General features: G+C 36.8%; 14 protein-coding genes. 1 reads left to right on the top strand and 13 read right to left on the bottom strand.

The annotated features are described in order from the left end of the window. Window positions 1–1,089 (bottom strand): zinc-binding dehydrogenase, encoded by a 1,089-nt coding sequence (locus ABEY15_RS01350; protein WP_429887937.1) that lies wholly within the window; start codon window positions 1,087–1,089, stop codon window positions 1–3. Between the two features lie 581 nt (window positions 1,090–1,670). Between ABEY15_RS01350 and ABEY15_RS01345 the strand changes: the two genes are divergently transcribed. Beyond that, window positions 1,671–3,806: a sigma 54-interacting transcriptional regulator gene (locus tag ABEY15_RS01345; RefSeq protein WP_429887935.1), complete on the top strand. Its 2,136-nt coding sequence runs from the start codon at window positions 1,671–1,673 to the stop codon at window positions 3,804–3,806. Between the two features lie 137 nt (window positions 3,807–3,943). On the opposite strand, the gene ABEY15_RS01340 is transcribed toward ABEY15_RS01345, so the two are convergent. From ABEY15_RS01340 to ABEY15_RS01285, 12 genes are all read right to left on the bottom strand, one after another. After that, window positions 3,944–5,188: an MFS transporter gene (locus ABEY15_RS01340; protein WP_429887934.1), complete on the bottom strand. Its 1,245-nt coding sequence runs from the start codon at window positions 5,186–5,188 to the stop codon at window positions 3,944–3,946. 181 nt (window positions 5,189–5,369) lie between these two features. Next, window positions 5,370–6,521: a CaiB/BaiF CoA transferase family protein gene (locus ABEY15_RS01335; RefSeq protein WP_429887932.1), complete on the bottom strand. Its 1,152-nt coding sequence runs from the start codon at window positions 6,519–6,521 to the stop codon at window positions 5,370–5,372. 87 nt (window positions 6,522–6,608) lie between these two features. Then, window positions 6,609–7,787: an acetyl-CoA acetyltransferase gene (locus tag ABEY15_RS01330; RefSeq protein WP_429887931.1), complete on the bottom strand. Its 1,179-nt coding sequence runs from the start codon at window positions 7,785–7,787 to the stop codon at window positions 6,609–6,611. Between the two features lie 13 nt (window positions 7,788–7,800). Then, the gene (locus ABEY15_RS01325) at window positions 7,801–9,219 is read right to left on the bottom strand and encodes an OB-fold domain-containing protein (RefSeq protein ID WP_429887929.1); all 1,419 of its coding nucleotides are present in this window, start codon (window positions 9,217–9,219) and stop codon (window positions 7,801–7,803) included. Window positions 9,220–9,317: 98 nt separating this feature from the next. Further along, window positions 9,318–10,229: an SDR family NAD(P)-dependent oxidoreductase gene (locus tag ABEY15_RS01320; RefSeq protein ID WP_429887928.1), complete on the bottom strand. Its 912-nt coding sequence runs from the start codon at window positions 10,227–10,229 to the stop codon at window positions 9,318–9,320. A 66-nt stretch (window positions 10,230–10,295) separates the two neighbouring features. Further along, window positions 10,296–10,706 carry a MaoC/PaaZ C-terminal domain-containing protein gene (locus ABEY15_RS01315; protein ID WP_429887927.1) on the bottom strand — a complete coding sequence of 137 codons (411 nt, stop codon included), beginning with the start codon at window positions 10,704–10,706 and terminating at the stop codon, window positions 10,296–10,298. Window positions 10,707–10,733: 27 nt separating this feature from the next. Then, window positions 10,734–11,195, bottom strand: coding sequence for a MaoC family dehydratase N-terminal domain-containing protein (locus ABEY15_RS01310; protein ID WP_429887924.1), 462 nt, complete (start codon window positions 11,193–11,195; stop codon window positions 10,734–10,736). A 52-nt stretch (window positions 11,196–11,247) separates the two neighbouring features. Beyond that, on the bottom strand, window positions 11,248–12,444 hold the full coding sequence (locus ABEY15_RS01305) for an acyl-CoA dehydrogenase family protein (protein WP_429887922.1): 1,197 nt from the start codon (window positions 12,442–12,444) through the stop codon (window positions 11,248–11,250). Between the two features lie 905 nt (window positions 12,445–13,349). Next, window positions 13,350–14,414, bottom strand: coding sequence for an alpha/beta fold hydrolase (locus ABEY15_RS01300; RefSeq protein ID WP_429887921.1), 1,065 nt, complete (start codon window positions 14,412–14,414; stop codon window positions 13,350–13,352). 142 nt (window positions 14,415–14,556) lie between these two features. After that, complete coding sequence (locus tag ABEY15_RS01295) at window positions 14,557–15,111, bottom strand: hypothetical protein (RefSeq protein ID WP_429887919.1); 555 nt, start codon at window positions 15,109–15,111, stop codon at window positions 14,557–14,559. Between the two features lie 28 nt (window positions 15,112–15,139). Beyond that, complete coding sequence (locus ABEY15_RS01290) at window positions 15,140–15,778, bottom strand: hypothetical protein (protein WP_429887918.1); 639 nt, start codon at window positions 15,776–15,778, stop codon at window positions 15,140–15,142. A gap of 84 nt (window positions 15,779–15,862) precedes the next feature. Next, entirely contained in the window at window positions 15,863–17,443 is a 1,581-nt protein-coding gene (locus ABEY15_RS01285) for a long-chain-fatty-acid--CoA ligase (RefSeq protein WP_429887917.1), read from the bottom strand. Between the last annotated feature and the right edge of the window lie 118 nt (window positions 17,444–17,561).

The following is a 17,561-nucleotide window of genomic DNA, read 5'->3' as shown; positions in this document are numbered from 1 at the left end:
TTATTGATTCACTACAATTGTCGCTCTTGTCACTTCTCTTTTTAATGATTTATCTATGGCAGTGGCTACTTCTTCTAGTGAAAAAGTTGCATCAGTTAGTTCTGCAAACGGATACTTTTTTACATTTCTTTCTAAAAATTTTAAGGCATTGTAGAGATACATTGGTTCATATCCTGCGAAGGGGAGAATCTTAATTCCTTTAAGAATCAAAATTGACGGATCAACCTCTGCTTTTTGTCCTACCGAAATATTTCCCATAACAATATATTTACCACCCATACGAAGCAAATAGGGCCCTTGAGTAAATGCAGATGGTACACCAGCCACTTCCATTCCGAAATCGGCACCCATTCCATCTGTAAGTTCACGCACACGTATTATAAGCTCTCGGAGATCCAATCCTTTCATATTAATAATGTGATCTGCTCCAAACTTCTTAGCCATTTCCAAACGAGAGTCAACCGTATCAATAATAATGACTTTCGCTCCTCTCTCCTTAGCAACAGCGCACGCATTGATGCCTAGTCCTCCAGCACCTTGAATAACAATGGAGTCTCCTGGCTTTACATTTGCTTTATCAATGGCGGAATATACTTGTGTCAGTGCACAGTTGGTACTGGAAGCTTCTTGATTCGTTATCCCATCCGGAACTTTGTAAAAGTACTGATCATGATGAATGTAGTAATGGGTAGCATATGTTGCGCCATGAAAATGCGGGGCATTATTTTGTTTCCCAATATACTTACTTGAATGAATACAGCTAGAATAAAGTCCGCGAAGGCAATAACTACATTTATTACATGATACGAGGTAGGTCGGTACTACACGGTCTCCTACTTTTACGGGTTGACCGGCATTGTCAGTTGTTCTTCTTTCTCCTAATTTGACGATACGTCCGACCACTTCATGTCCTATTCCTCCGCAACTTAAATTAGGGAGATTCCCTTTTGCAATATGCAAATCGGAACCACAAACATTGGTCTGGAGAACTTCGATTAGTACAGCATCAGGCTCAATGTTTTCCGGTAGATCATATTCTCTCATTTCAAATTTCAAAGGTTCCGTCATCCAAACTAATTTCCCTTTCATGTGCAATTCCTCCCGTATTAACAATGGTTTAAGAATTATTGTGCACTCACTAAGTTGTAAAGTTCAGTATTATGAGAGTATTAAAGACTAGAATTTATCAGCACTTTCTTCTATATATAAAGTCCCAACTAGTTCGCCCATCTGATTCATTGCCGAACAATTCTCGCCATGCCTTACTTACATTAGACAAGCAATAACTGTGCCATAATAATCACTAAATAAATATTCCTAGTAAAATTGAAAAATAGTACTCTTTCAACTCTTTTAAAAAAATCATCAAATCATTTATTGTCTCAATTTGCGGACAAATTGTCCGTTAAAGAAGATAGTGTTTTCTCATATTGTAAACTAATCAAGTTTGTTCATTCTTCGAACTGCTAGATCAAACTAAAAATAGACCATAACTTTTCTAATGTGATAATCTAATAAATTTTTTTATGTATCCTAAAATCAAGACTTTATGATATTATGTAATTAAAATTGTTTCATTTTTAATACAATTCAATTAATTTTTATTTTTTTAAAAAATAAATGTCTCATTTCGAGGACAATATAAAGAATTAAGACAAGGAGTCAAGGATATGTTGATAAGAGAAGTAATGAACCGAGAAATAAAAACGCTTTCATTAAATAGCACATTACGTGAGGCAGTACAAATTTTTCAATCTCATAAAATTGGTCTACTTCCAGTTGTTGACGCCAACAACAAGCTTCTTGGGGCATTTAGTAAATCCTCCCTTTACCGTGCATTATTAAATGACTTTTCTTTAGACACATATATTGAGGAGCATATCATTCGCGAGGTTTTTACATTAAAAGAGGATAACCAATTAGTAGAAGTTAGTGATTTTTTTATGAGGCATCAAACCGCTCATGCTATTGTTGTTACACGTGACAACCATGTTTCAGGTATTTTTGGCCAGGCAGAAATAAACCGTATGACTCTTTTAAAGTATAACTCAGTTGTAACCTCTTTAAATTCGATCAATCATATGCATATTGGTGCTATAGCCATAGATGAAAAAGGTAAGATTGTTTTAATGAATCCAGCAGCAGAATCCATGTGCGGCAGTTCTCTTAAGTTATGCATGGGGCTATCTTTGTCCGATCTGTTCCCTGAATTACAAGACCTTATTTCTTCTATAGATGTTCAAACAGAGGAACCACTTCTTCGCCATGTGACTTTAGGAGATAAAAAATTTCTTATCAATTGTAATTTTCTATCTGAGGACCACTACTCATGGAGAGGACTTATCTTATTACAGGATATTAAAGATTACGAGACAATTGCTTCGGAACTTGAATTAACCCATCAATTACAACAAGCTCTACATTCTGTTATTGATACTAATTCTGATGGGTATGTATGGATTGATGTAACAGGACAAATCCGTATGATAAATCAGGCCGCTTGCGAATTTGTTAGATTACCAAAAGATCGATTAATAGGACAACCTGTCCATCATTCTTTTCCTGAGCTGCGATTAGAGGAAATGTTAGCTGAAGGGATTCCAACTAAAAGTATCGAAGCTGTTATGCTAGGAAAACATCATTGTCTGATTGAAAGAGGTCAACTTCGTCGAGGAAATCAAATTATCGGGGCCGTTGCTCATATAATGTATCGAAATTTGAACAAATGGAAAACCGTTATCAATCGATTGGATAATTTAGAAAAAGAAGTATCCTATTATCGTGCAGAACTTTCTATATTAGGAGGATTAGAGTTTGATCTTGACGATATTCTATCAAATAATTACGGAATGACACAGCTCAAAACCATGGCACGTCAAGCAGCTCCGGGCTTTTCTAATATTCTATTATTAGGAGAAAGTGGGACAGGTAAGGAGCTCTTTGCCCGTGGCATTCACAATGCTTCACGACGACACGGAAAATTTGTAAAGATTAATTGTGCAGCGGTTCCGTTTGAGCTATGGGAATCAGAATTTTTTGGTTATGCTGAGGGTGCATTTACTGGCGCAAAAAGAGGCGGAAAAAAAGGTAAATTTGAAGAGGCAAACAACGGTACAATATTCCTTGATGAAATAGGCGACATGCCTTTGTCAATGCAGGTTAAACTACTCCGAGTATTGCAAGAGCGCGAATTTGAGCGAGTAGGTGGAAATCAGACGATTCGTGTAAACGTACGTATTATCGCCGCAACAAACAAAAACCTGGAACAAATGGTTGCTTCCGGAGAGTTTCGTGAAGACCTATTTTATCGTCTAAATGTCATTCCCCTTCAAATTCCTGCTTTAAGAGACCGATCCGAAGATATACCTCTTATAGCACAAACAATATCAAAAAAGTTTAGCCATATGATGGGGATAGAACAAATAACATTTAGTCGAAATGCTCTTTCCTTGCTTATGGAACACCAATGGCCAGGAAATGTTCGGGAATTAGAAAACGTGATTGAACGTGCGATGAATTGTATGAATGGGACATTGTTAGAATCAGAGCATCTTCCTGATTATATAAAAACTAAAAATACGGGACGAGTGACCATAACAACTAAAGTGCTCTCAGGTGCTAGTGATATCTTTGCAAATCAAGAAAATGGACAAAATTCTTCTTTTAAGAAAAAAGTAAGTGACGCAGAAAGAGAGGCAATTGAATCTGCCTTACTAATGGCAAACGGAAATCGTACTGCTGCTGCAAAATTGTTAGGGATCAGCCGTTCTCAATTCTATAAAAAAATGAAAATATTAAATATGTGACGTACTCCCTGTTTAAGCGTACCTTTAAATGTAGAAATAAACTCTTTGATTTATATTAAAAAAGCCAAGCAATTTTTTTAATTAGATTGCTTGGCTTTTTTGTATGGTTTATTTTATATAAGCGTATACTTGATTTTTTACGAAGTCAAAGTTTCAGGAACAGTCGTTTCAACTACTTTGTCAGGTTTAACAAATATTAAAAAGAGAATAGAGGTTAACAGGAACAATCCACCTATAAGGTATATGGAATAATTGAATCCTAGCATTAAATTTTTCCCACCGGCTTGTACAAGGATACCTATAATAACCGGGGCAACTAATTGTGTAATATTATTACCTAAAGAATAGATCCCGGCCATCAAACCAGCTCTTTCTGGCATCAATTTAATCATAACTTGAACACCTATTGAGATATTCAAATAAGAGGTACCTTTTGCCACACATAAAGCTACAAAGACCATTACGATTGAATTTCCTAAAAATGGAATAAGTGCAAAAGAAAGCCCTCCGATAATGGTGCTTATTCCTGCGACTAAAACGCGCGACTTTCTATAACTCTGGTTTTTTTTGAAAATACGATCAGATATAGTTGAAATTAAAAATAATATAACTAAAGCTGCGATACCTGTACCTGCAAGGGCATAAGCCATCTTCATCGGCTGTAATTTCATAACCTTTGTTAAATAAACTGGTGCCCATATTGCTAGCCATATGACAAGCCAATAGGTAGCTGAAGATAAGGCAAGAGTTAAAAAGCAAGCTGGATTACGAAGAACAGGAGCAATATCAGCCCATTTTAATTTTTTGGCTGAAACTACTTCAACATTATGCTTGGATTTAGATCGATCAACAAATGCCCAGCCAATAAGTACTACCAAACTAGCAAGTCCCAGTAAAACGAGCGTCCATTGCCAACCAGCTCTCTCTATCAAACTAACAAGAATGGGAGCGGAGATAATTCCTCCAATTGCCGCTCCAGCAAAGAAAACGGATATTGCTATCCCTCTTAACTCCGCAGGAAAGATTTTAGAAATGTAGCTCATTGATGAAGGACTAAATGGTCCCTCGATAGCTCCTAACAGTACTCTGTAAAGGATAAGCATCGAAAAACTTATAATGGCAAATGAGCCAAGCTGTAAAAGCGAAACTCCTGCTAGAACAATGAAAATCATTTTCTTTGCTCCTAAACGATCCGACCATGTTGCTCCAATAAAACTTGTGAAGATGAAGACAATGAAAAAACTGCTTCCAACTATTCCCCATTGAGAACTGTTTAAGCCAAACTCTTTCATAAGAGGTTCTGCAGCAAACCCGATTACCTGAACATCTGCATGGCTGATAAGAGCTGCAAAGAAAAGTAAGATAAGAGTAAACCAACGCATATTGAAAACTCCTTCACTAAAATAATGATATTACGATAATTTAAAGCACAAAAATTATTTCAAAAAAATAATTTCCTTGAAATATCGATTGGAGATTTATCTCGGTTGTTTATCTATGTGCACGAGGAAGCTATGTACTCCAAGATAAAAAATGCACCATACAGCCTTTTCAATAAAAACTCTAATCTTTATTTGAATTCAGTACTTCGGCAGGTAAATCAAGACTCTGCATGATTTCCTCTGTGTTTTTTCCAAGTTCCAATCCGACGTGTTTATACTCAGGCGTAAATTCGTTCGACTTAATCGGGCAGGCAATCTGCTTTTGATAACCTCCATCAAGTTTGGGAACCTCTACCACCATTTTGCGCTCAACAAGTTGAGGATGTTCACATGCTTCTGCCAGTGAAAGAACCGGTTCTACACATGCTTCTATACCTTCAAATATTTCCTTCCATTCGGAAAATGTCTTTGTAAGAAAGGCCTCTTTGACAATTTTCTTAAAGGTACGTATTTCATCTTGAAACAAACTTAGGCTGAGATCGAACAAATCTCCTCTTCCAATTGCCTCGCACAGGAGCTTTCGAAATTCAGGTTCAGCACTGCCTACTGAGAAATAACGTCCATCTTTCGTTTCATAGTAGTCGTAGAATAACCCCCCGTTCAATAATGTTTCTTCTAATTCAGGGTTCACTCCCCCTGCCAAATAACCTGGGGCTGAATATGCATTTAAAGCAAAAGTGCAATCCGTCATGCTAATGTCAAGCCATTGTCCTTTCCCGGTTCGATCCCGATAGATGACTGCAGACAACAGACCAATAATACTATGTAAAGAGCCTCCTGCAAGATCAGCAATTTGGGTTCCCGAAAGAGTTGGTCCTACACTTTTTCGACCTGAATAACTAGCAAGACCGGCGATAGATAAGTAGTTATTATCATGCCCTGGGCGATTACGGTAAGGACCGGTTTGGCCAAATCCAGTAAGTGAACAATAAATAACTTTTGGATTTACTTCTTTTAAGGCTTCATAACCAACTCCCAGCCGATCCATCACTCCGGGACGAAACTGTTCAAAGACGATGTCATATTCTTTTACTAATTCTTTTACGACTTCTACAGATTCTGGTTTTTTCAAATCTAAGGCAAGTGCCTTCTTTGAACGATTAAGATAATCAGGTCGCAATGACGCGATTGCATTGCGTTTAACTTGATTACGTCGCGACGGGGGTTCCACTCGCAAAACTTCTGCCCCAAGATCAGCCATCATCATCGTTGCAAATGGTCCCGGGAGCAATGCAGAAAAATCCAAAATTTTTAAACCCTTTAATAATGTCAAAGTTTCCCCTCCTTTTTTTATAAAAACAGAATTTGTAAATGCAAGACCAAATCAATTCCTGATTAGAAATACTAGCAAATTTAACATTTATGATAACTCTTTTCCGACAATTGCTATAAATGCCAAACAATGCCAAGGGAGTCCACCTAAGTTATGGGTCAGCCCTATTTTCGGGTTGTCCAATTGACGTTCTCCTGCTCTTCCTTGGAATTGGAGATACATTTCATAGAGCATCCGTAAACCGCTTGCTCCAATTGGGTGGCCAAATGACTTCAGTCCTCCATCTGGATTTACCGGCAGTCTTCCACGAAGATCGAAGTCGCCATTCAACACGTCCTTCCATCCTTGTCCGCGTTCACTAAAGCCTAGATCTTCATAAATAACCAATTCTGTAGGAGTGAAGCAATCGTGAACCTCCGCCATGTCAATTTCTTTGCGAGGATTTTTAATTCCCGCTTCTTTATAAGCAGCTTCTGCGGCCATTATATTTTCATTTATTTGAGTAAAGTCAAATCCTTGTTTCAATCCACCATCATTTGGCCCTGCGACAATTGAAAGTGCCTTTACATACATTGGGTCTTTTCGATATTTATGAGCATCCTCTGTCCTTACAATGATTGCTGCAGCCGCTCCGTCTGATACACCAGAACAGTCCATAATACCAAGTGGGGAAGCAATGATTGGAGACTGCATAATGGTTTCCATCGAAACTTCCTTTTGATATTGTGCTTTAGGGTTCAGTGCACCGTTTTGATGGTTTTTCCAAGCAATTCGACTTAGTACTTCTTTCCCCTGTTTTGGATCAACTCCATATTTATTAAAATAGGCTGGAGCAAGCAACGAGAATGCAGATGGTGCTGTTAAAAGCGGTTCTGTCCCGTCAGTACTAAATGTACCGCCAACAAGTCCGCTATATCCGCTATCCTTCAGTTTCTCCACACCAATGGCTAACACAATATCATACGCACCAGAAGCTACCGCATAACAAGCATTACGAAACGCTTCTGATCCCGTCGCACATTTGTTCTCCACTCGTGTTATGGGAATGAATTGTGTTTTTAAAGCTGCTGACAATGCAGTTCCGGAATCAACTGAGCCCTTTGTTCCAAACCATGCGGCTTGGATATCTGATGGTTCAATTCCTGCGTCTTCAAACGCTTCATATGCAGCTTCGACCAATAGATCGTCAACACTTTTATCCCAATGCTCTGCAAACCTTGTACAGCCCATTCCAATTACAGCAACTTTATCTCTTATTCCACTCATGTTCTTCTCCTCCTTAACGCTTCAGTCGTGCTTTCCAGAAGTAATTGTGGATCCCGCCGGCTTGATATAAACGACGGAATGTCATTTCTACTCCCATTCCGATCTCAATCTCCTTTGGATCACAATCTGTTAGTTCGCTAAAGATTCGACCGCCCTCTTCAAAATCAATCACAGTCATCATCACTGGCGGAGCTGGTGTTGCAGCAAGGTAATCAACCGCATATGTGACAATCGCAGCTTGTTTATCCATAAATGAATATGGTTCAGTCTGATCCAATGCTTGGCATTCTGCACAGACACGCTGCTTAGGAAATTGCGGGGTACCGCACTTTAAACATTTAGAACCAATTAAACTAAGATTTTGCTCATAATTCCTAAACATGGCAGGAGCAGAAGGACGTGAAGTAGCTGGCCTGCGTGGCGGCTCGACCCCCAGCATTCCCCTCCACTTCAAGTAGCGACTGTAGGAAAGGTCATTATTTTTGATGTCTAGGTATCCGCTAATACCTTTACGTTTTGGTAATTTGGTAATGGCTTCAGTTACTTCAAAAAGAATGATATTTACTCCTTCTGCAAAATCAATTACTAGAATTCGATCCTTTGGTTTCGCCTCTTCAAGAGCCGACACCAGCATCATTGGTGCATGTGCACAGCCGGCTGCACCAACCTGATCATACAGTGGATCTTGAATCTGTTCTTTCTTAAGCCCTAATTTATTAGCCAATTGAAGATTAGCCTTTTTCCCAGGTCCTGAAATAACCGCTTTTGAAATGGAATGAGGAGAAATATCATGGATTTCAGTAAAATTAGTTAACGCTTTCCATACATGATTCATGAAAATGGTTAGTCCAAAACGCTCTTCCCAGTTTTGTGTAAAAGGATCACTTTGAGAGCGCCACTCAGATATCACTTCCTCCTGATAACTTGCTCCTCCGATAATTTCAGCTATGACTTGTTCACCATTACCGATCAAAAATGCTGCCGCACCATCTCCAAAAAATTGTTCGTTCTGACCGCTTGGTCCCCCAATGCGAATATCGGAAGCGATGACTAGTGTTTCCTCATGTTCATGAGCAGACAGAATAGACGAAGACCCACCATTTAAAGAATGAGCAGATTCTAATCCACGCAAGCCGCTTTTTAATTGAAGAGCTCTAGAAATTGTAGGTAAAGATGACTTTTCCTTGTATGGTGCACTTGTCGTAGCAAAATATAACGATTGAATGGACTTCTCTTTTAATTCAGATAAACAATCTAATGCAGCTTCCACTCCCATTGATACACTATCCTCATCGAAGCCTGCTACTGCGCGTTCTCCACCAGAAGCAGAGGATTCAAAAAACTCTTTAATTTTTTGTCGTTGTAATCGGTTATATGGTATATATGCTCCATATGAAATGATACCTTTCATACCATCGCCTCCCTTATTCATAAACCTTTATAACATCGTAAAGGGAGATTCCCCCTTCACGATGCTAATGAAACTTAATGTAACTAGATTCGAGATAATTCTTCGTTTTTAAACTATACTTAAACTAACGGCTCATATGGGAACACTTGAGGACTAGCTTCAAGTGGAGTAAAGTTCGCTTTAAATGATTGCTTTAAAGTAGCTAGGCCCTCAACAGTCCAACCTTCTGGATTGTATGCGGTACGGACTGGACGCGGTTGTGAGAAAAGGATAATTTCTTTCCCTCTTACACCAAAAATCTGATTTGTTACATCAGATGCGTCATCAGATGCCAAATAGGCTACTAGTGTAGCAATGTATTCAGGAGACATCTTTTTCAATCTTTCAACTGCTTTTCTTTGTACTTCATTCTCAGTTGGAACAGTTCCGATTAACCTGCTCCAAGCCCATGGTGCAATCGCGTTAGCGGTTACATTATAGCGTGCCATATCCATTGCTGTTGATTTTGTAAGTCCTAAAATTCCTAATTTTGCCGCTGAGTAATTGGCTTGTCCAAGATTTCCAATCAATCCTGCTGTAGAAACAAAGTTAATGAATTTTCCACTTTTTTGCTCTTTAAAAAAAGGTACCGCTGCTCTCGTAATATTAAACGAGCCTTTTAAGTGAACGGCAATAACCGCATCCCATTCTTCTTCTGTCATCTTAAAGATCATTCGGTCTCTCAAAATTCCTGCATTATTTACAACGATATCCAATCTCCCAAAGTTTTCAATCGCTGTGTTAACGATTTTTTCACCATTTGCAAATTCCGTAATGGAATCATGACTAGCTACGGCTTCCCCACCGAGCTCTTGAATCTCTTTAACTACTAAATCTGCAACGGCTACATCACTACCAGAACCATCCGGCTCGGAACCTAAGTCATTGACAACTACTTTTGCTCCTTCTTTTGCTAGTGTAAGGGCAATTGAGCGACCGATTCCGCGACCTGCTCCTGTTACGATGGCTACTTTGTTTTGTAAGCTATTCATCTTATATTCCTCCAATAATTTATGATTTCAAGGGCTATCTTAGCTCTGTGTACACTTATACATTGCCTATTCTTCTTTAGAAGGGATAATCGCTTCGAACATACCTGCAACCTTTACTTCACCTGAAGGATTTTGTGCAATCACTTCTCCTACTACTCTATTCCCTTCTTTTTTCTCAAGGATTTTCCCAGTAATTTGAATTTCCTCACCCGGAAGAGTCATCTTTTGGAAACGAACTGAAATTTTATTGACAAATTTTCTCGGAATCCAAGTCGTGACTCCTTGTGAAGCCATCCCCATAATTAACATCCCATGGGCAATAATTCCTGTACCTGCTTGTTTTGCAACCTCTTCCACCGTATGAAGCGGATTAAAATCTCCAGAAGCCCCGGCATATTTTACCAGCTGTACACGTGTAATCGCTTCTTTGTTAATAGTTGGAAAAACAGTTCCTTCTTGTAAATCCTCATAAAACATGGTAACTCTCCTTTCAATCCCGTAATTTTAATGGCGGTGTATTAAAGTGTTTCTAGCAAAGGCAACTAATCTACCAAATTGATTGGTATATTGATTTTCAAAAGTAATAAGATCCATACCTCCACTGCCCCCCGTCTTTACGACAACGTCTACTAATTTACTAGTAACGGTAAGCGTATCCCCAGCATAGATTTCACCCAAGAACTCATACTCCTGCTCTCCATGTAGGATTCTTGTAGGATTTATTCCCTTTAATACTTCCTTTTTTTCCGCGAAGCCATATCCACCAAAATTATCGATGGGCTGCAACCCTGTAAGTGGTAATGGAATCCCTTCATACCCAGCTTCCATTGCTGCTTCAAGACTACGGTAAATAGGATTTGGATCACCTATTGCATTAACTAATTCTAAGATTTTACCTCTTTCTACTACAAAACTATATGGTTTAAATTCAACCCCAATTAAATCTTTCACACTTGTTGAAGTCATTCGTATCACCTCTTCGTATTTTAAATATTAAGAATTTTATAAATATATATCTTCATAGAATTCCCATATTTTTTGCAATAATATTTTTCATAATTTCATTCGAACCTGCCACAATTGGCATTACTGCTGCATCACGATAACGTCGAGCAATGTCATATTCCTCCATATACCCATACCCTCCATGGAGTTGTAAGCAACGCGCTGACATTCGTCTTGTCATTTCTGTAATCCACCATTTAGCCATCGCAACTTCAGTATCTACAGATTCATCATTAAAATGGCGGATAGAAAGGTCCTCTACAAATGTACGAGCGAATGAAATTTCTGTAGCCATTTCGGCAATTTCAAACTGAGTATTTTGAAACGAACTAATTGGTTTGCCAAATGCCTTTCTTTCTTTCACATAATCAATGGTCTGTTTTAACATCTCTTCCGCTACGACTATAGCTGAAGCTGCAACCATTAATCGTTCTTGTCGTAGTTTATTCATCAAATAGTAAAAGCCTTTTCCTTCTTCGCCAAGTAAATTTGTAACAGGTACACGTACATCTTCAAAAGTCAATTCAGCCGTATCCTGGCTATGTCTGCCCATTTTTTTCAACTTACGTCCACGAGAAAAACCAGGTGTAGTCGTATCAATTAAAATAATACTAACCCCTTTATGAGCTGGTACTGCAGCTGGATTCGTTTTAACAGCAAGGAAAATTAGATCAGCGTTAAAACCATTGGTAATAAAAGTTTTGGCTCCGTTAATAACATAGTGATCTCCATCTTTTACAGCTCGAGTACTCATACTAGCCAAATCCGATCCTGACCCTGGTTCTGTCATGGCCACTGCTGTAATAATTTCACCAGAAACACATTTTGGTAAATACTTCTGTTTTAATTCTTCTGATCCAAAATGTTCCAAATATGGCACAACAATACCGTTATGTAATGCGGCTCCGCCAAGACCTCCTCCAACTCGAAGCAGTTCTTCCATCAAAACAAAATTAAAGGCAAAATCAAGTCCTAATCCGCCATACTTAGTATCAACTTGCGGGCAAAGAAATCCCTGACTCCCTAATTTGTTATAAAATTCTCGTGGGATAATACCTTCCTCTTCCCACTGGTCAAAAAATGGTACTGCCTCTTTCGCAAGAAACTTTTGAAGAGAAGTACGAAACATTTCATGCTCTTCGTTGTAAAATTTATTCTTTTTCTTAAATAAATCAAAAGATGGTTTATTAGACGCTGCTGTTGTAGACATGATATATTACCTCCCTAAAAATCTAAGAAACTTAAAAACCAATAGCTACCACTTGATTTGTGGAAACGTAAATTTTTCCACATTTTCAATTGTTTTTTAATCACCCCCTTAAAGGTAGCAATTAATTATTAATACGGTTTTTAAGATTGTTTATTCGATACCTATTTATCTAGCAATTTCTATGCCAATACATAAAATATTGAATTTTATGAATAGTATATATATTAACTTGGTTTTTAGTTGTATCCAATGGAAGACAAATGTGAACAATGTGATATTTTGTCTTCATTTGCAGACACATTAAACAAAAAAAGAATATTTTATATGACGTTCGAAAATGTCTTATTTGGTATGGGATTTATTTATTGAAATAAGGACATACATTTACTACTTATACAGATGAATCGAATCGTGAAGTAGTTTGCTTAAAATTTGGAGGGCTGGTCGTAACGACAGTACGTAAGTGATTCACTAATAATGACCCAAACTTGTCGAGTGAGTTAGGAAAGTGCAGAATAAGGAATCGTTTGAGGATTAGCACCTATAAATGGAACCTTAGGCATTTTTTAAGCTTGGAACGGGAAAGCAATTATTTGAAGGTGCAGTTGGACTACCAAAAGCGGAATCCACATCTACGCGGAAAGAAGGTTTCTCATCCTTGATATACTATGAGTCAACCATCCATTAGCGTCGTTGCTAAATATTGGGGAGGTTTCTAGAACCGGCTTTTACGAGTGGCTATAAAAGCACGCAGAAGTAAATCATTGGGACTAACCAGAAAAATTGAATGGCCTTCCCCCAACAAAATATCGGGAAAAGGCCAAGCATAATGTTCTCTTTTTTTCAGTATACATTTGACAGGTTTAAATGCACTGTGTCAATTTCATTGTTCTTTTTTTACACGATTATTTTGAACGTTCACTCAACCAAGGGGTAATGCTATGAGCTAATTTACCAGATATCAGTAAATTAGAATGGCCACCCTCAACTAGTTCAAATGTTTTATCTTCGCTTGAAACAAGCTCCATTATTGATCGGCTTTGTTCTTCAAGGACGACCGTATCATTTTTCGCAGCAATTACTAATAAGTTTGCCTTAATGTTTTTTAGATTGGCTTTTTTTCCATGAACAGAAAACTCGTTTCTAACAACCTTATTTTCTTTTATTAGATCATTTTTAATTTGACGTAAAGCTCCACCAGTCATTGGAATCTGGTCATTTGTCCAATAATTTATTCGGTGCCATTTTTCTACAAAACGTTTATCATATGCGCGATTTAACAGCGTTGCATATGGACTTATTATTACGAACTGACCCATGCAGGATTTAAACATCTTATCAAGATAATCTGCAGGAATTAATCCATATACATCTATCATACGATCCAAATTTAATTCATCATTTTTAATCGCCTTAAACCAAGTGTCAGGAAGTCGATTTACTCCAAAATCAATTGGAGCAGTTATGAGAATCAAATTTTTTATTGGTTCATCGGATATGGCAGTATAGATAGAGGCTAAAATCCCTCCTAAACAATATCCAGCTAACGAAATTCCGTCTGCACCTGAATGTCGTAATGTACGTTGAATCGCTTTTTTAATATAATCTTCAATATAATCTTCAATATTTATATCTTTATCTTCATACCCAGGAACACCGAAGTCTAAAAAATACACATCGTATCCTGAATTCACGAAATTTTCAAATACACTCGATCCTGGTGCCATATCAAAAATATATGGCTTTCCGATAAGCGTCGTAATAAAAAATATCGGTATATTGTATTTCTTTTCAGCTGCTGGATAATACCATAATGTCGCTTTATTTTTTTTCCATACTGCTTGCTTTGGAGTATGATTATATGTTGGCTTAGGTCGGTTTACAATATTTAAAAATCCATGCAAACGCTGTTTTTCTTTGTCAAGTTCATCAGTTGCTAATCTATTATTGCTTAAGATATTCGATAGCATATATTTCTCCCCATACTTTGTTGAATAAGTAATAGTTATTCAGTTCTTTTTTATTTTTCTATGTTTCACTATCTCCCCAAGATTCCAATCTCCTGTACCGAAAGCTCTTTTTTGTTTACGATTTTAATAGTTTGCTTGATTCTTATAAATATTTTTGAATTGGAAAGACCATGTTTTCAATTTGGTTTCTTATTAAATTTAAGAGTAATAATTGCTTAGACTGGATATTAGTTGTCGTCTCTTTAAGGGTTTTTATAAAAAGATTTCTATTATTTCGTTCGCCTTCAATAAATTTTTCTAAAAGGTTCAAAAAATGATCTGGGTTACTAGCATTCATTAAATTTTCCATAGGAGTGTTTATGAATTCAGATGCTTTTTTCCAAAAATCATCAAACCTATTATTAATTTCATCATAGGATTTAAATGGAAACAAGGATTGTAAGCTTGTTGTTGCTGTTAACAACTCTACTCTTGATTTTTTTTCCCAATCAAGTAGTTCTTTAGAAAATTGTTGTGTAATTTCTGTTAATGTACTTTGGTTTTGTTTCACACGCTCTCCCAATTGATCTACTAGTTGAAGAAGCATTTCCTCATGCTTATGTTCACTTTCAACCCAATTATCAATTTGTTGAAGCGCTTTGTTCCACAATAATTCTTCACTTGAAACGTTTTCTTCAATTACTTTCTCACTTGGCATTTTAGTACCTCCAATTATCTAATAAATTTTAACCAAAGAATTTAGTTGATCGTTCTAAATATTTATGAAATGGAAAGATCACATTTTTTACTTGATTCCTCACTGTGTTTAAAAGTACTGATTGATGAGATTGAAGAATAGTTGCTGTACCTTTTATATTTTTTACAAGTAGATTTCTATTATTTCGTTTGAATACAATAAAGTTTTCTAACTCGGTAATCATATAATCTGGACTACTAACATTCATTAATTTCTCCAATGGATTACTTATGAATTCTGTAGTTTTATCTCTTAGATCATTCAATCTATTATTAATTTCTTCAAAGGATTTAAATGGAAATAATGTTTGTAAACTCTTTGTTGCAGATAACAACTGTACTCTTGAGGATTTTTCTAAATCATATAAATCTTGAGAAAATTGTTTTGTAATTTCTATTAAATTGTTTTGATTTTGTTTCACACTTTCTACTAACTGTTTTGCCGATTGAAGAAGAATTTCCTCACGTTTATTTTCAAATTCAACCCAAGTATCTAGTTGTTGAAAAGCCTTGTTCCATAATAATTCATCACTTGAAACATTTTCTGCTTTATATTCACTTGAACTATTTTCTTTTGTTACGATTGAAACATTTTCATCATTTAATTTTTTATTTGCTATTTTTGCCACTTTTAATTTCCTCCATTTTTCTATTAAATTGAAGCTAAGCTTCGTTTTTACATATCTCGTAAACTTCAAATAATATTTCCATTTTCATTGGACTGGATAACTTATTCCTGACCTACTATTCCAAAATGGTTCCTTCAATTTACGTTTCATTATTTTTCCAGCAGAAGTTTTTGGAAGTTCTTCTCTAAATTCAACCGATTTAGGTAATTTATATCCTGCTAAACAAGCCCTTGCAAATTGGATAATTTCACGATCATTTAATGTACTACCAGGTTTTCTGACGATAATGGCCTTAACCGCTTCTCCCCACTTATCATCCGGTACACCAATTACAGCAGCTTCTAAAACATCTGGATGTTTATAGAGTATATTTTCCACTTCAACAGAATACACATTTTCTCCACCAGTGATAATCATGTCTTTTTTTCGATCAATAATGTAAATAAAATGATCTTCATCCATTAAGGCCATATCACCTGTGTGAAACCAGCCATTTTTAATAGCTGCAGCTGTTTCTTCAGATAAGTTCCAATATCCTTTTGTCATATTAGGACCTCGAAAAATCACTTCTCCAACCTGTTCTGGTCCTAAATCATTCCCATTTTCGTCTACGATCCGTAGTTCTACTCCGAAAACAACTTGGCCTGCAGATTTCAATCTTCTTATGCTTTTTTCGGTTCCATCTACAATATGATGTTCATGGTTTAGTGCTGTCAGCGGTGTACCTTCCGTCATTCCGTACCCTTGTTGAAACTCTACATTTGGGAGCAATTCCATCGTTTTGTTTAATAAATCAAGTGGCATCGGGGAACCGCCATATTGTATTTTTCTTAGTGAGCTTAAATCATCTATATTTAAATTAGGATCATTTATAATCATATTGATCATGGTGGGAACCATCAATACGGTTGTCAACTTAAATTTTTTAATAGACTCTACTAATGAATTTAGAGAGAAATGTCTCAAGGTAGTGTTTATCCCACCCGCTGCAATAGTATTAAATGCCGGGCCAAAACCTGCTAGATGAAACATAGGTGCCGTATGCAAAACTCTCGTTTCTTTGGTTATATGTTGAATCGAGTTAGTATGATAAAAGAAACTCATTAGATTTCGATGAGTATAGATGACTCCTTTAGCTTGTCCAGTTGTGCCGGCTGTATAGAATAACGCGCACATGTCATCTTCCTTAACATCATCATAAGTTAGTTCATATGCCGTAGCATTCTGATTTTTAATGATCACTTCATAGTTTCTAAGTTCTGAATCGATTAAATGGTTTTCTGCTAATATAAATTGTTGAACGGTAGGAGTTCGCTCGCGCAGAAACGGCACAAGGTTACTGTACTCGTTATGTAAAAATAATACTTTAATGCCACTGTCATTTATTGTAAATTCAAGTTCCTCATTAGAATAACGGTAATTAAGCGGAACATGTATAGCGCCTATAGCCGTACACGCGTAGAAGATTTCCATTACCCGGAAATCGTTTAACATTAAAAGCCCGATACGATCTCCTTTTTTGACACCCATCTCTAATAAGGCATTCTTTAATTTCACTACCCGTTCGCCGAACTCAAGAAACGTTAATTTATTTTCATCTTCTAGTATGGCCGATTGGGTTGGACTTATTTTAATATTACGAATTAATAACTTTGTTACGATCATTCTTTATCCATCCATTTCCAGTAAGTTAAATTATGTTTAGAGTTCACATTCACTATATCCAAATGTCTAATTCTGTTGATAGTTGTTTGAGTCAGGATGTGGTTTCCAGAAGTAAACA

The sequence above is a fragment of the Gottfriedia acidiceleris genome, assembly GCF_050457485.1.
Taxonomy (GTDB): domain Bacteria; phylum Bacillota; class Bacilli; order Bacillales; family Bacillaceae_G; genus Gottfriedia; species Gottfriedia acidiceleris_D.
The sequence above is the reverse complement of the archived record's forward strand: the minus strand, read 5'-3'. Positions and strand labels throughout refer to the sequence as shown.

Coding starts and splice junctions, on each gene's coding strand:
- ABEY15_RS01350 (WP_429887937.1), bottom strand. CDS start 1,089: ATGAAAGGGAAATTAGTTTGGATGACGGAACCTTTGAAATTTGAAATG.
- ABEY15_RS01345 (WP_429887935.1), top strand. CDS start 1,671: ATGTTGATAAGAGAAGTAATGAACCGAGAAATAAAAACGCTTTCATTA.
- ABEY15_RS01340 (WP_429887934.1), bottom strand. CDS start 5,188: ATGCGTTGGTTTACTCTTATCTTACTTTTCTTTGCAGCTCTTATCAGC.
- ABEY15_RS01330 (WP_429887931.1), bottom strand. CDS start 7,787: ATGAGTGGAATAAGAGATAAAGTTGCTGTAATTGGAATGGGCTGTACA.
- ABEY15_RS01325 (WP_429887929.1), bottom strand. CDS start 9,219: ATGAATAAGGGAGGCGATGGTATGAAAGGTATCATTTCATATGGAGCA.
- ABEY15_RS01320 (WP_429887928.1), bottom strand. CDS start 10,229: ATGAATAGCTTACAAAACAAAGTAGCCATCGTAACAGGAGCAGGTCGC.
- ABEY15_RS01315 (WP_429887927.1), bottom strand. CDS start 10,706: ATGTTTTATGAGGATTTACAAGAAGGAACTGTTTTTCCAACTATTAAC.
- ABEY15_RS01310 (WP_429887924.1), bottom strand. CDS start 11,195: ATGACTTCAACAAGTGTGAAAGATTTAATTGGGGTTGAATTTAAACCA.
- ABEY15_RS01305 (WP_429887922.1), bottom strand. CDS start 12,444: ATGTCTACAACAGCAGCGTCTAATAAACCATCTTTTGATTTATTTAAG.
- ABEY15_RS01300 (WP_429887921.1), bottom strand. CDS start 14,414: ATGCTATCGAATATCTTAAGCAATAATAGATTAGCAACTGATGAACTT.
- ABEY15_RS01295 (WP_429887919.1), bottom strand. CDS start 15,111: ATGCCAAGTGAGAAAGTAATTGAAGAAAACGTTTCAAGTGAAGAATTA.
- ABEY15_RS01285 (WP_429887917.1), bottom strand. CDS start 17,443: ATGATCGTAACAAAGTTATTAATTCGTAATATTAAAATAAGTCCAACC.